The organism is Streptomyces sp. B3I8, from assembly GCF_030816915.1.
Classification (GTDB): Bacteria; Actinomycetota; Actinomycetes; order Streptomycetales; family Streptomycetaceae; genus Streptomyces.
The window spans coordinates 36,678-49,374 of sequence record NZ_JAUSYN010000002.1 but is presented as its reverse complement, the minus strand read 5'-3'; the positions used below and the strand labels follow the sequence as shown (position 1 = coordinate 49,374).

The window sequence follows — 12,697 nt, the reverse complement described above, 5'->3', positions numbered from 1 at the left end:
ATATCGGTCGATGTCAATCAATGTGATCAATGCTGATCATGATGATCGACACGCGCGGGCAACACGACCACGCACCGCCGGTATTCCGTCCTCGCGGTCCTCGCGGTCCTCGCGGTCCTCGCGGTCCTCGCGGTCCTCGCGGTCCTCGCGGTCCTCGCGGTCCTCGCGGTCCTCGCGGTCCTCGCGGTCCTCGCGGTCCTGGTCGTCCAGAATTCTTTTCCTTCTCCTGTCACACATCGGCCGCGCTCCCGGTCATCCCTGTGTGCGAGGGCCGACTCTGTCGCCTTCTCGTGCGGTGGGCACACTCCGTGCTCGATATGTCCAATTTTGTGTAATCGTTACTGCTCACTGGTCACTGTTCGTTCGAGGGAAGGTACACATGAAGATCGCAGTCATCGGCGGGACCGGACTGATCGGTTCGCAGGTCGTCCGGGACCTGAGGGCCGCCGGACACGAGGCGGTACCGCACTCGCAGTCCACCGGGGTCGACGTCATCGGCGGGCAGGGGCTGGAGGAGGCCGTCGCCGGTGCCGACGTCGTCGTCAACCTGACCAACTCGCCCACCTTCGACGAGGCCTCGCCGGCGTTCTTCCGGACGTCCATGGACAACCTGCTGGCAGCCGCGCACAAGGGCGGCGTCGGTCACGCCGTCATCCTCTCGATCGTCGGGGTGGACCGGGTCCCGGCGCTGGACTACTACCGCGCCAAGGTCCTCCAGGAGGACATCCTCAAGGCCGGCCCGATCCCCTACTCGATCGTCAGGGCCACACAGTTCATGGAGTTCATGGACGCCGTGCTGTCCTGGACCGCCGACGCGGACACCGTCCGCCTGCCCGCCACGCCGATCCAGCCGATCGCCGCCAAGGACGTGGCCGCCGCGGTGGCGGAGGTGGCCGTGGGCGCCCCGCTGAACGGCGTCCACAACATCGGCGGCCCCGACATCTTCCCCCTCGACGAGCTGGGCCGCATCACGCTGTCCCACAAGGGCGACCACCGCACGGTGGTCACCGACCCCACCGCCGGGATGTTCGCGGCCGTCGAGGGAGACGTCCTCACCGACAAGGACGCCCACCTCGCCACCACCCGCTACACCGACTGGCTCGCCTGACCGGCCTCAACGGCGCGCGGAACCGGCCCCGTCGGCGGACGGCTCCGCGCGCCGGGTGCCGTACCAGTCCAGGACCATGACGGTCGCGTCGTCGCTGAGCTGTCCCCGGCAGGCGTCCAGCACCGCGGCCGTCAGGACCCGGACGGTCTCCCGCGGGTGCAGGGCACGGGTGTCGCGGATGAGCGCGGCCAGATCCACGGCCGCTGCGCCGCGGTCCTGCATGCCGTCGGTGACCAGGACCAGCCGGTCCCCGGGGCGCAGACCCAGCTCCTGCACCCGGTACGGGGTGGGTGCCGCCACCCCGAACGGGAGGTTCACGGCGAGCCTGACCTCCTCGACGGCGCCGTCGCGCAGCCGCAGCGGCCAGGGGTGCCCGGCGTTGACCAGCTCGCAGACCCCCGTCTCGAGGTCGACGCACAGCAGGAGGCCGGTGGCCAGGCCTCGGGCGTGGCGCAACAGGGCCTGGTGGGCCTCCGACGCCTGCTTCAGCGCGTCGCAGCCACTGCGGCGGGCCCGGCGCAGCGCGCCGACCAGCAGCGTGGCGAGCAGGGCGGAGTCCGTGTCGTGCCCCATGGCGTCGGTGATGGACAGGTGCAGCGTGTCGTGGTCGAGGCTGTAGTCGTAGGTGTCGCCGCCGATGTCGTCGGCCGGGACGAGCCCTGCCGCCAGGGTGAACTGGGCGGCCTCGCAGCAGGAGGCCGAGGGGAGGAGCTGGTGCTGGATCTCGGCGGCCAGGCTGGTCCGGGTGGTCCGCCGGCCCAGGTGGTAGAGGTCGGTGAAGCGGCGGTCCGTGACGATGATGTACGCCAGCACGTGCGCCGCTTCGCCGATCTGCCGCAGCGTGACCTCGTCGGCGTGCTGCAGGGTCACCTCCAGCACCCCGAGGCAGTCGCCCCGGTTGGTGACGGGCGTGATGACGCGCTGTCCGCCCTGGTCCAGCTGTTCCACGAACTGGTGTTGGCTGCGCAGGACCTCGTCGTAGACGCTGCCCCGCAACGCGAACGGCTCGGCACGGTCGCCCGTGCCGTTGCTGTCGCCTGTCGCGGCCAGCCGCACCAGTTGCTGGCCGACGAGGTCGACGAACAGGAAGGACACCTGCTCCGCCCCGAACCTCTTCTGCAGGTCGCGCGCCACCACGTCGACGGACTCGCCCGGAGGCGCCGCCTCCGCGGCGGTGAGCAGCTCACCCAGCTCGACATCCGCATTCTCCACGGCACCCTCCCATCGGCTGCCGTTACATATTCCCCGGCTCCCTTCGAGGTCACCTGGCACGGACCCGTTACGACTGGTCCTGATCGGGTATACGCTCCGGCGCCGGGCGGCGGGGGCGGCCGACGGGCCTTGCTCCCTCCGGCCGCCCCGGCGCCGTGCGCGCCGGCTCAGGGGGCCGAGCGGAACGCGCGGCCCTCCGCGGTCAGCGTGGAGCCGGAGCGGAACAGCGTGGTGCCCGGCCCCGCGTCGTCGGTGCCCAGGCCGAACCAGGCGTAGCGCCGCACGTACGGAAGGCCGGCCAGCATTTTCGTCGCCGAGGTGAGGAACGCCGCCTGCTCGGTGTCCGTGGGGTAGCGGGTGCCCTGGGAGAAGTCGATGAGGGCGAACTCGGTGAGCCAGATCGGCTTGTGGTAGCGCGCGTACACGGCGCTCAGATAGCCGCGCAACTGATCCACGGCCGCCGCGGTGCGGAAGTCGCCGCCGTACCAGTGCAGCGCGACGAAGTCCACACGGTACCCCCGCTGCTTCGCCCCGCTCATGAAGCGGTCCAGCCAGCCCCCGGCCCGGTCGCCGCCGTAGGCCACGGCGGGGCTGCCGAGCGTGGCGCCGGTGGCCTGCAGCTTCGGCCACAGGTCCAGGGCCTGGTCGACGGTCATGTTCGACTGGGCGCTCATGTCGGGCTCGTTGAAGCCGAGCAGATAGGGGCCGGCAGCCTTCGCCTCCGCCAGGGCCTGCGTGGTGACGCTCTTCGCGCCCCAGACCATCGGTACGAAGTCCGCGCCGCCGGAGGCCGTGATGCCGGGGTGCGCGGTCGACCAGGTGTAGTACCAGCCGGCCCCGGAACGGCCCAGCGCGTCGGACATGCCGGGGAAGGACCACACGCCGACGCCCTTCCGGCGCGAGGAGACCACCGGGTCCGCGGCGGTCTCGCCCCCCGCCGCCCGCGACGCACGGGCGGTACCGGCCGACGCCGACGCCCCGGGCTTCTTCTCGCCCTCCCCCTTCTCGTCCTTCTCCTTCCCCTTCTTCTCCTTGTTCTTCGCCGACGGGCCGGGGGAGGGCGAGGCACTCGCGGTCGCGCCGGCAGTCGTGCCCGCGCCGCTCGCCGTCGGCGCGCCGGCCGGCGACGAGACCGTGCGGTCGGTGTCCCGGTAGTGGGCCAGGGCGAAGGCACCGAGGACGACCGTCGCCGTCGCGACCGCCGCGGTGACCGTCCTGGCATGCCCGGCACGCCGCGACGCACGGCGCCGGGACGCCGTCCGCCCGGCGGCGTGCGTGCCCCGGGGGCGCGGACCCGCGCTCCCGGGCGCCCCCGTCTCCGTGACACCGTCCGGCCGCGTGTCCGCGGCCGGCAGCGCCGGTGCGATCGCCGCCCACACGGCCTGCCGCAGCCCGGGGGGCGGGACGAGCAGCGGGAGGCCGAGCAGCAGCCGGCCCACCGGAACCAGTCGGTCCGTCCGCGTACCGCAGTGGGCGCAGCCGCGGGTGTGCCGCGCGATCCGCTTGCGCCACAGGGGACTGGGCACCGCGTCCCACCCCTCGGTCAGCCCGGACAGCTCCGGGCACGCCGGCCGCGCGGCGAGCACCCGGACCACCGTCCGGGCGACATCGAGCTGTTCCTTGAGCCGCTGGACGCGTACGGCCGTGTGCCTGCCCGACAGGCCGAGCGCCTCGCACACCTCCGCCCGCGCCAGTTCCCCGGTCTCCTCCAGCCACCACAGCGACAGCAACTCCCGCTGGTCCTCGTCCAGCCAGCGGGTCGCCTCCGCCACCTCCCGCCGGTCGCTGTCGAGTTGCAGCCGGAGCACGGTCAGGGAGGCGAAGTCGGACGCGGGATCGGGGAACCGCGCGGCCAGTTCGACGGGTTCACGGGCCTCCCGGTCCTGTACGCGTCCCCGTATCCAGTCCCGTATCTGCCGCACGGTGATGGCCACCATCCACGATCGGTACGACGAGGGATTCTCCAGCCCGTCCAGGCCGCGCACCACGCGCAGCAGCGTCTCCTGCACGACGTCGTCGACGTCCTGGCCCCCGTCCAGCGCACGGCCCACGATGTTGTAGACCAGCGGCAGGGACTGCGTCACCAACCCCTCGACGGCCCGCGGATCGCCCGCGCAGGCGGCGGACACCAGGCCGGTGCCGGGATCGCTCCCGTGGTCTGTAGGCATGAACCGTCTCTCCCTCGTCCTCTTCCGACGTCCGCGGGCATTCTTACTGGCCCACTGTCGGAGACGGGGCGCGGCGGCGGGAACAACAAAAAAATCCGCACGTGCCCGACCGTTGTGCGGAAGGGGGGCCGGTGGCGGTCGCGAGGGGCGAGGATGGAACAGTGCGTCGGAGTGCGAACGAGCCGGGCGAGATAGCTGGGGGTGGGAGCGTGACGGACATTCGGGCCGAGCGGGCCGAACGGGCCGGGGACGCCGGGGGAGAGCACGCCGCGGTCTCCGACGTCCGGGACGCCGAGCACGGCCGGGTTTCCGACCTCCCGGCCGATGTCCCTGCCGACGAGCACGGTGCGGCACGGGCCCCGGCGGGCCGACGGCGCGGGGCGGTCGTCCGGGTACTGGTGCTGCTCACCGTGCTGACCGGGCTGTTCTTCCTGCCGTGGTGGGTGCTCCTCGCGTCCGGCGCCGGATGGCCGGTCCCGGTCGTGGTCGGTGGCGGAGTGGTGTGCGGGGCGGCCGAGCTGGCGTTCCCGGTGGCGATGGTCCTGGGCCACGGCCGGCGGCAGCTCGACGGGGCGGCCCGTACGGCGGACACCACCCTCGGTGTGATCTGGGTGCTGTTCGCCTGGTCGGCCATCGGCGGTGTGCTGCGGCTGCTCCTGGCCGCCGCCGGGGCCGGGGGCCAGGGGACGGCCAGGGCGGTTTCCCTCGCGGTCCTCGCCGTCGCCGCGGCCCTGCTGACGTGGGGTTACGTCGAGGCCATGCGGGTGCCGAGGGTCCGGCGGGTCGACGTCACGATCCCCCGCCTCGGTCCGGGCCTGGACGGGACCCGCGTGGTCGTCCTCGCCGACACCCACTACGGGCCCGTCGACCGGGCCCGCTGGTCGGCACGGGTCGCCGACGCCGTCAACGCCCTGGAACCCGACATCGTCTGCCACGCGGGCGACATCGCCGACGGCACGATCGCCGCACGCCGGGAACAGGTCGCCCCCCTGGGCACCGTCCGGGCCCGGCTGGCCAGGGTGTACGTCACGGGCAACCACGAGTACCACGGGGAGGCCCAGGGCTGGCTGGACCTGATGACCGGCCTCGGCTGGGAAGCGCTCCACAACCGCCATCTGACCGTCGAACGCGGCGGCGACCGGCTTGTCCTCGCGGGCGTGGACGACCGCACCGCCGCCTCCTCCGGACTGACCGGACACAGCGCCGACCACGACACCGCGCTCGCCGGCGCCGACCCCGGCCTGCCGGTCCTGCTCGTCGCCCACCAGCCCAAGCAGGTGGCCCAGGCGGTGGCTGCCGGCATCGACCTCCAGGTCTCCGGCCACACCCACGGCGGACAGATGTGGCCCTTCCACTACCTGGTACGGCTCGACCAGCCGGTGGTACAGGGCCTCAGCCGCCACGGCGACCGGACCCAGCTCTACACGAGCCGCGGCGCGGGCTACTGGGGACCGCCGTTCCGCATCTTCGCGCCGAGCGAGATCAGCCTGCTGGTCCTGCGGTCACCCGCGTGAGGACTCGCCCTGCCGTGCTCCCGAGCACCTGAGGGCGATCCCGCACACTCCGGAGCGACCTCACACACCGGCGGTGCCGTCACGCCCCCACCCAGTCGGCCAGCGCCGCCTTCCGCTCGGCCGCCCGCGCCTCCGGGTCGCTCGTGCGCGAGACCCAGGCGAGATGGCCGTCGGGGCGGACCAGGACCTCGTACACCCCGCGAAGGACGGCGTGATCGTCGTACGAGACCGCCTCCACCGCGGTGACGCGCGGGTGCGTCTCCCGGGCGGCGGGCCGTTCGTCGCCCGCGAGAGCGATCCGTACGAAGCGGCCCGGGACGAGGAGTTCGTGGACCCGCGTGGCCCCCGACTCCGCCGTGCTGAGCGCGATGTCCGGCATACGGCGGCCCACCAGCGGGTCGGCCCCCGCGGGCGGCGCGTACGCCGTGCCGATCCCGGAGACACGCTCGGCGAGGAGACGGTTGACCCCCTCGATGCGCAGGAGTTCGTCGAACAGCGCGCGCAGGGCCGTCCCCGGCCGCCGGTACTCCGGCACCAGCGGCAGCTCGCCGAGCAGCGTCTGGACCTCCGTGTTCTCGGTGACCGCGCGGCCCACCGGCCGGCGTTCGCCGTCGTAGCTGTCCAGCAGCCCCGGGCCGGCCCAGCCCCCGAGCTCCGCGGCGAGCTTCCACCCCAGGTTCATCGCGTCCTGCAACCCGGTGTTGAGGCCCTGCCCGGCCGCCGGGAAGTGGACGTGGGCGGCATCTCCCGCCACCAGCACGCGCCCCTCACGGTAACGGTCGGCCAGGCGCGTGGCGTTGCCGAAGCGGGACAGCCGGCGCGGGTCGGCGACGCCGAGGTCGTGACCGCAGAGCCGGACCAGCGCGGCCCTGAACTCCTCCAGGGTGACCGGCTCGCCGGACGGCACACGCATGCGGGCGGGGTCGACACAGACGACGCGGGTGAGCCCGTCCTCCAGCGGGACCGCGAGGACCCCCGCCGCCCGGCCCGCCTCATGTGCCTCGGGCGGGGCGTCGAACACCGCGAAGTCGCCGAGCATCCCCGTGAGCGTCTCGTCGGTACCGGGGAAGCCGATCCCGGCGGCCTGCCGCACGGTGCTGCGCCCGCCGTCGCACCCCACGACGTACCGTGCCCGCGCGGTCGTGTCCCGGCCCGCGCCGTCACGCAGTACGACGTCGACGCCCGCCGCGTCCTGGGCGAGGCCCCGCACCTCGTACCCGCGGTCGATCCGGACGCCCAGTTCCCGGGCCCGCTGCTCCAGCAGGGCCTCCGTGCGGCGCTGGGGCAGCAACAGGGTGTACCCGTGGCGGGTGTCCAGCGCCCGGAAGTCGAGCCGGGTGTCCAGGACCGCGAAGTGGTAACCCGGCACGGTGGTGCCCGCGGCGGCGAGGAAGCGCGGCGCCAGCCCGCGCATGTCCATCACCTCCACGCTGCGCGGGTGCAGCGTCAGCGCACGGGAGTGCGGCGAGGGTTGTGGCCGCCGCTCCACGATGCGGGTCGGTACGCCGGCCAGGGCCAGCTCGCTGCCGAGCAGCAGGCCGGTCGGCCCGGCCCCCGCGATGATCACTTCTGCATCCACTGCTGCTTCTGCTTCCGCCATGACGACTCCCCTTTAGTGAACGTTGTTCACGTGAACGGCGTTCACTATAGTGAGGGTCATGTCTTCGATGTCAACCGCGGGCAGGGGCCGGCCCGCACGACTGGACCGCGCCTCGACCGTCGACGCCGCGCTGGAACTGCTGGACGACGTCGGCCTGGAGGCGCTGACGATGCGTCGCCTCGCCGACCGGCTGGGAGTCCGGGCGGGCGCGCTCTACCGGCACTTCACGACCAAGCAGGACCTGCTGACGGCCATGGCCGAGCGCATGCTGCAACCGCTCGCGCAACCTCCGTCGCGACCCGCCGGGGACGCCGACTGGGCGGCCCGGCTGACGGCGCCGGCCCACGCCCTGCGCCGCGCCCTGCTCGCCCGCCGCGACGGCGCCAGGGTCTTCGGCGGCACCCACACCACCGGCCCGCACACGGTGGCCTTCGCCGAGACCGCCCTCGGCGCGCTGCACGAGGCCGGCCTGGGCGACGAGGACGCGGCCCGCGCCTTCATGACCCTGGTCAACTACGTCCTCGGCCACACCCTCGAGGAACAGGCCGCGGTGTCCGACGGCATCGGCGGCACCGAAGCGGTCGGACGCCTGCGGGACGCCGCGACCGCCGGGGACCACCCCCGCCTGGCGGCCGCGTTCCCCGTCCTGACGAGCGCGGACTTCGACACGCACTTCGACTTCGGCCTGCGTGTCCTCATCGAGGGACTGCGGCACCTGTGAAGCCCGTACGCCACCGCCACAGCCGCAGCCGGCCACGACGAGCCCGGCACCGTACCGCCGGGCGGGAACCTCAGCCCTTCTTCAGCTCCTCGGCGAGCATCACGAGGATGCCGCTGGGGCCGCGGAGGTAGGTGAGCCTGTAGATGTCCTCATAGGTCGCCACGCCGCGCAGCGGGTGGCATCCGTGCCTCGCGGCCGTCTCCAGGGCCGCGTCGATGTCGTCGACGGAGAAGGCGACGCGATGCATGCCGATCTCGTGGGGGCGCGTGGGCTCCGTCTCGATCGCCTCGGGGTGGAGGTACTCGAAGAGCTCCAGGCGGCCGTGACCGTCGGGTGTCTGGAGCATCGCGATCCTGGCGTGATTGCCGTCGAGGCCCACAGCGGTGTCCGTCCACTCCCCGCTGACCGTGTCACGGCCGAGGACGGTCAGACCGAGGTCGGTGAAGAAGGAGATCGCCGCCTCGAGGTCACGGACGGCGATACCGACGTTCTCGAGTCTGATGCCCATGCGCCTCATGCTAGTCCTTCCGGCGGGTTCCTTCCGTCGAGCGGGAGAGCCGCCATGCGCGACGGGCCCGACCGGAACGACGGCCGTTCCCCGCCGGTACGGCTCTCCCGGCGTACGAGCGGACGTCAGCAGTTCCGCACGTACCACACCCACGACCAGTCGGCGTCGTCGTCGGAGTCGTACGCACCGGTGTCGTGCCACCGGTTGACGTGGTCGTCGCTGCGGAACTGCGCGACGGTGCCCGTGGTCTGGTTGTTGATCCACGAGCCGTGCCCCGACCACGGGATGCTGTACTCGGCGCACTGGTACATGTCGATGACGTCACCGGTGAAGTTCGGGCCGCTGTAGGCACAGAAGTGCCCGTAGCCGCAGGTGTACGTCGCGGACGACGGCCCGGCGGGCAGGGGACCCGAGTGCGGGTTGTGTGCGCATAGTTGACGCCGCAACCGTCTCGGATTCTCATGCGACGGGCCCCCAGTAGCCTGCTGCGGTGACCCGAGCACCGACGAACGTCCCCGCGGCCGAGGCGTCCCCCGAGCGGCATGCCTCCTGGCTGGAGCTCTTCTTCGACCTCGTCGCCGTCGCCGGTGTCGCGCAGCTGGCTCACCTGCTGCACGGCGAGCCCGGATGGCACGACGTCGGCCTGTACGTCGTGCTGTTCCTGGCGTTCTGGACGAACTGGCTCTTCCTGACCCTGTACGGCAACGTCGCCAAGGAGAACACCCACGTCCGCAGGCTCCTCGCGGGCATGTTCGGCCTGACGGTGATGGCGGCGGCCGTGCCCGGCGTGCAGGAGGGAGGGAAGGGCACGGCGTTCGCCGTCGCCTACACCGCCACGCGCTTCCTCGGCCGCACCGCCTTCCGCGACCGTCGTGAGATCCTGCTCGACTGGCCGACGGTGTCCCTCAGGGTGGGGGCGATCCCCTGGCTCGTCTCCATCTGGGTCGACGGACCGGCACGCCCCTGGCTCTGGACCGCCGGTGTCGCCCTGGACCTCTACTTCACCTTCGCCCTCTCCCAGAGCCGCCTGCTGCAACGCCTGCAGGAGCAGCGCGAGCACCTGAGCCTGCGGCACGCGCTGTTCGGCGAGACCGGCGACGGGACACCGGGAAGGGAAGGGACGGTGACCCTCGCCCGCACCGACACCGAGCATCTGGCCGAGCGGCTCGGCCTGTTCACCCTCATCGTGCTCGGCGAGGGCGTCGTCCAACTCGTCGACGCCGGTTCGGGGGCCGAGTGGGACGCGCGCTTCTTCGCCGTCCTGTCCGGCGCCTTCCTGCTGCTGGTGCTGCTCTGGTCGCTCTCCCTGCGCCGCGGCCGCGGCGGCATCCCCGGCCTGGGGAACGACGCACCCCCGGCCCGCCTCCTGCTGGCGCTGCACTGCGTGGTCACCGGCGCGCTCGCGGCCCTCGCCGCCGCCCTCGGGGTGACCGTGGAACACGTCGACGGCCGGCTCCCGCAACAGGCGGCCTGGCTGATGGCGTCCGCGTCGGGCGCGTACCTCCTCGTCGCCACCGCGCTGACACACCGGACGCGTCCCGGCCGCCCGACGCGCCTGCTCACCGCCGCCCTCCCCGCCCTGGCCCTGTGCGCCGCGCTCGGCCTCACCTACGGGGCGGACCACCGTCCGGTCGCCTCGGTATGGGCTCTGGTGGCCGCCCTCGGCTGGTTCGCGTGGTGGACCCGGGAGACGCAGGCGACGGAACCGCACCGGACCGAGGAGGCGGAGAACTCCCCGCGCTGACTCCGCGGCGGCAGCGCGACGGCGCGCCGAACACCAGGGCACGGCGGCACAGCGGGCCTGACGTCCGCTCAGCCGGTCACCTGGCCACTTGGCGCTGCCGCCCGAGCCCGTCGATGGCCACCTCGACGACGTCCCCGGCACGCAGATACGGGAAGCGGCCCGACAGGGCGACACCCTCGGGGGTGCCGGTCATGACGAGGTCGCCCGGTTCCAGGACCAGGAACTGGCTCAGCCGCCACACGATCTGGGCGACGTCGAAGATCATGTCGGAGGTGCGGGAGTCCTGGCGCGGGGCGCCGTTCACCCAACTGCGCAGCCGCAGGTCGTCCGGGTCGATCTCGTCGGCCGTGACGAGCCAGGGGCCGACGGGACAGAAGCCGGGGAACGACTTGCCCTTGCCCCACTGGCCCCCGGACCGCTCGATCTGCCACTCGCGCTCCGAGACGTCGTTGACCAGCGTGTACCCGGCGACATGACCGAGGGCCTCGGCCGGCGAGCCGAGGTAGCTCGCCCGCCGCCCGATCACCACGCCGAGCTCCACCTCCCAGTCGGTACGCACACTGCCCGGCGGGATGAGGAGATCGTCGTCCGGGCCGGTCACGGTGTTGGGCGTCTTGAGGAACACCACCAGGTCCTCGGGCGGCTCGGCCCCCGACTCGGCGGCGTGGGCCGCGTAGTTCATCCCGACGCAGACGACCGCGGACGGCCTGGCGATCGGTGCGCCGACCCGCTGTCCCTCCCGCGCGATGCGCGGCAGGCCGCCGGCCCGCACCGCTGCGGCGGCGCTGTCCAGGGACTGCGAGAGAAAGGCCCCGTCGATGTCGTCCGTGAGGGCCGACAGGTCGAGGTAGTGGTCGTCGGCGACGGCGACCGGTATCTCCCGACCGGCCTCCCCGATCCGTGCGAACTTCATCAGGCCCCTTCCGGACATCGCGAACTCTCGGCCCGTCGTGGCGGTGAGCCGAGGAAAAGCAGACGGGACCCTACCAGCGGCCACGGAACCGATCCGATGTACCGATGTACGGGAGCGTCCCGGGCGGCCTCCGCCGCCACACTCACCCGCCGGCGTCGCGCACCCGCACAATCGTGTCATGGTCGAACAGTTCACCGCGGGTGTGACGCACTCCGCCACCGCTCATCGCCGGCCCACGCGGACGGGAGCCCCCGCATGACCGCCCGGATCGCATTGGGCGCCGCACCGCTCGGCAACCTCTACCGCGAGGTGTCCGACGAGGACGCCCGCGCCGTGCTGGAGGAGGCATGGACGGGCGGCATCCGTCACTACGACACCGCGCCCCACTACGGACTCGGGCTCAGCGAGCGCCGGCTGGGCGCGTTCCTGCGCGAGCGGCCCCGCGACTCCTTCCGCCTGTCGACGAAGGCCGGCCGTCTGATCGTGCCCAACACCGGACGTCGCCGGGGCACCGACGAGGCGGCCGGATTCGTCGTGCCCGACGACCACGTACGGCACTGGGACCCCACCTCGGACGGCATCCGGCGCAGCCTGGACGCCTCGCTGGAACGGCTCGGCATGGACCGCGTCGACACCCTCCTCCTGCACGATCCCGACGCCTACGACCTCGACGAAGGGCTGCGACAGGGCCTGCCCGCACTCGCCGGCCTGCGGGAGGCCGGGCTGGTCGACGAGATCGGGATCGGCGTCAACAGCGTGGCGGCGGCCGTCCGCGCGGTCCGCGAGGGCGACCTCGACGTCGTCATGATCGCCGGCCGGTACACCCTGCTCGAACAGCCCGCCGCCGAGGAACTCCTCCCCCTGTGCCGGGAACGCGGCATCCGGGTGCTCGCGGCCGCCGTGTTCAACTCGGGACTGCTCGCCTCCGACGCCCCCGCCACCGCCCACTACGACTACGGTCCCGTCCCGCCCGAACTGGCCGAACGCACCGAACGGCTGCGGGAGGTCTGCGCCCGCTCCGGCGTTCCGCTGCCCGCCGCCGCCCTCCAGTACCCGCTGCGCCACCCGGCTGTCGACCGGGTGGTCGTGGGTACGGCGCGCGCGGCCGAACTCCGCGCCGACCTGCGGCACTTGGAGCGGGAGATCCCCGCCGGACTGTGGGAGACGCTGCGCGAGGAGGGACTGCTGACCTGACGCGCGTGCGAGCGC

At 72.9% G+C, this 12,697-nt stretch carries 11 protein-coding genes and 1 pseudogene; 5 read left to right on the top strand and 7 right to left on the bottom strand.

The genetic code is table 11. The annotated features are described in order from the left end of the window. Window positions 1-36: 36 nt before the first annotated feature. Complete coding sequence (locus tag QFZ64_RS02500; RefSeq protein WP_307061839.1) at window positions 37-237, bottom strand: hypothetical protein; 201 nt, start codon at window positions 235-237, stop codon at window positions 37-39. Window positions 238-379: 142 nt separating this feature from the next. Between QFZ64_RS02500 and QFZ64_RS02495 the strand changes: the two genes are divergently transcribed. Further along, complete coding sequence (locus tag QFZ64_RS02495) at window positions 380-1,108, top strand: SDR family oxidoreductase (RefSeq protein WP_307061837.1); 729 nt, start codon at window positions 380-382, stop codon at window positions 1,106-1,108. Window positions 1,109-1,114: 6 nt separating this feature from the next. On the opposite strand, the gene QFZ64_RS02490 is transcribed toward QFZ64_RS02495, so the two are convergent. Next, window positions 1,115-2,320 carry a PP2C family protein-serine/threonine phosphatase gene (locus QFZ64_RS02490; RefSeq protein WP_307061834.1) on the bottom strand — a complete coding sequence of 402 codons (1,206 nt, stop codon included), beginning with the start codon at window positions 2,318-2,320 and terminating at the stop codon, window positions 1,115-1,117. A 167-nt stretch (window positions 2,321-2,487) separates the two neighbouring features. Beyond that, window positions 2,488-4,488, bottom strand: coding sequence for a sigma-70 family RNA polymerase sigma factor (locus QFZ64_RS02485; protein ID WP_307061832.1), 2,001 nt, complete (start codon window positions 4,486-4,488; stop codon window positions 2,488-2,490). A 395-nt stretch (window positions 4,489-4,883) separates the two neighbouring features. On the opposite strand from QFZ64_RS02485, the gene QFZ64_RS02480 reads away from it, so the two are divergent. Then, on the top strand, window positions 4,884-6,002 hold the full coding sequence (locus tag QFZ64_RS02480) for a metallophosphoesterase (RefSeq protein ID WP_373430718.1): 1,119 nt from the start codon (window positions 4,884-4,886) through the stop codon (window positions 6,000-6,002). Between the two features lie 79 nt (window positions 6,003-6,081). Here QFZ64_RS02480 and QFZ64_RS02475 read toward each other — a convergent pair whose 3' ends face one another. Further along, window positions 6,082-7,581, bottom strand: a complete 1,500-nt coding sequence (locus QFZ64_RS02475) for an FAD-dependent monooxygenase (protein WP_307071539.1) — start codon at window positions 7,579-7,581, stop codon at window positions 6,082-6,084. A 79-nt stretch (window positions 7,582-7,660) separates the two neighbouring features. On the opposite strand from QFZ64_RS02475, the gene QFZ64_RS02470 reads away from it, so the two are divergent. Then, complete coding sequence (locus tag QFZ64_RS02470) at window positions 7,661-8,323, top strand: TetR/AcrR family transcriptional regulator (protein ID WP_307061828.1); 663 nt, start codon at window positions 7,661-7,663, stop codon at window positions 8,321-8,323. A 70-nt stretch (window positions 8,324-8,393) separates the two neighbouring features. Here QFZ64_RS02470 and QFZ64_RS02465 read toward each other — a convergent pair whose 3' ends face one another. Both QFZ64_RS02465 and QFZ64_RS02460 read right to left on the bottom strand, forming a co-directional pair. After that, entirely contained in the window at window positions 8,394-8,831 is a 438-nt protein-coding gene (locus QFZ64_RS02465) for a VOC family protein (protein ID WP_307061826.1), read from the bottom strand. Between the two features lie 125 nt (window positions 8,832-8,956). Further along, window positions 8,957-9,277 (bottom strand): peptidase inhibitor family I36 protein, encoded by a 321-nt coding sequence (locus QFZ64_RS02460; protein ID WP_307061825.1) that lies wholly within the window; start codon window positions 9,275-9,277, stop codon window positions 8,957-8,959. Between the two features lie 44 nt (window positions 9,278-9,321). On the opposite strand from QFZ64_RS02460, the gene QFZ64_RS02455 reads away from it, so the two are divergent. Beyond that, window positions 9,322-10,575, top strand: coding sequence for a low temperature requirement protein A (locus QFZ64_RS02455; RefSeq protein WP_307061822.1), 1,254 nt, complete (start codon window positions 9,322-9,324; stop codon window positions 10,573-10,575). A gap of 88 nt (window positions 10,576-10,663) precedes the next feature. Here the strand turns inward: QFZ64_RS02455 and QFZ64_RS02450 are convergent. Further along, window positions 10,664-11,488 (bottom strand): annotated as a pseudogene (locus QFZ64_RS02450) (fumarylacetoacetate hydrolase family protein); the annotation flags it as partial. A gap of 255 nt (window positions 11,489-11,743) precedes the next feature. On the opposite strand from QFZ64_RS02450, the gene QFZ64_RS02445 reads away from it, so the two are divergent. Then, window positions 11,744-12,682, top strand: coding sequence for an aldo/keto reductase (locus QFZ64_RS02445; RefSeq protein WP_307061819.1), 939 nt, complete (start codon window positions 11,744-11,746; stop codon window positions 12,680-12,682). The last annotated feature ends 15 nt before the right edge of the window (window positions 12,683-12,697 follow it).